The sequence below is a fragment of the Bartonella sp. TT110JLCBS genome (assembly GCF_042193405.1).
Lineage (GTDB): Bacteria > Pseudomonadota > Alphaproteobacteria > Rhizobiales > Rhizobiaceae > Bartonella.
Genome location: NZ_JBHILT010000043.1, coordinates 3,846 through 5,178, shown reverse-complemented (window position 1 = coordinate 5,178; position 1,333 = coordinate 3,846). Strand labels below are relative to the sequence as shown.

At 49.7% G+C, this 1,333-nt stretch carries 1 pseudogene; it reads left to right on the top strand.

Going from position 1 to position 1,333, the window contains the following annotated elements:
* Nucleotides 1-1,333, top strand: a pseudogene (locus ACFILW_RS08745) (filamentous hemagglutinin); the annotation flags it as partial.

Here is a 1,333-nt window from a genome sequence, read left to right as displayed (position 1 = left end):
AGTGCATTAGATATTTTTGATCTTGTTTCGCGCAAGATCAGTGTCGGGGGTCCCATACAGGTCAAAGGAGATTTGGCTGTTATCGCGGGGCGCAATCATTTTGATTATGACAAACGCGAAGCAACTTCTCTTGGTTCTGATGGCAAAGAGCCGGAATTGGCGATTGATTCCAGTGAGTTTGGTGGAATGTATGCGGGGCAGATTCGCGTGATTGCCAATGATAAAGGTGCGGGCGTTAAGATGCGCGGAGACATGGTTGCCAATGCAGGCGCCATGAGATTGACAAGTGATGGCAAGCTGGTAATTGCCAAAGCACGTGCCAAAGGAGCGGTGAAGGCTCACTCCCACCACGATAGTGTACATGTGAAAGATCTGCTTTTCTCAGAAGAAGCAGTTGAACTGAAGGCTTTGAAACATGTTGAACTGGCTGAGCAAGCTCGCGTTGCAGCGAGCGGTACTGTTGATGTGGGCGCCGATCTGATCAAGCTCCAGTCCCATGCTCTTCTAGCAAGCGGTATTGGGAGTGATGGTCAACAGTCAGCGACGGGTTCTTTGCATTTACAGGCAGCAAAGCTTGAGGCGGGGAATGGGCGGATAGCCGCCGGTGATCTTTTAGAGATCCAAGCAGCAACAATTGATCTGAGCCGCATGCAAGACAATGATCAAACAGGGGTTTCTTCCCTTGGCGATCTGACCATTAAAACCAATCAAATCAGCGCTTTAAACAACCATATTGGTGCCAAGGGGAATATTGTCTTGAGCGCCGATGATGCGCTCACTGTAGGCGCTGGACATTATAGCGCCGGCGGCTCTCTTTTGGTGGAAGCAGCAGAGCTTACATCACGCGCGCGCTTAGTGGCAGAGCAAAAAATTGACCTTTATGCGCATCACGGTGCCCTGATCCAAGAAGGCACTGTCTGGTCTAATGGGAAGATAACGCTGGATGCCCATGGTGCCCTCAATCACACGGGTGATATTGTCAGCATGCAGCAGGTTGCCTTGACAGCGGGGGGCATGCTCACAACCTCTCAAGAGAGCACGATTTTAAGTTATGATGTGGTTTTAAGTGCTGATGCTTTAACCCAAGCAGGGACTGTGGAAGCTCAAGAAGGAGCATTAACCCTTCAAGTGCGTGATGGGGTTATCAATAGCGGCACAATGCGCGGTGAGAGTGTCGATGCTCATATTGGTGCATTTACCAATCAAGGGACGTTTATTGCAACCGATGATTTGCATTTGATGGTAAGCACACAAGAAGGCGCCGATCCGCAACAAGCCTTTCTGAAGAATACATCCGAAGGTGTCCTTCAAAGTGGTGGCGTTTTTGTTGTGA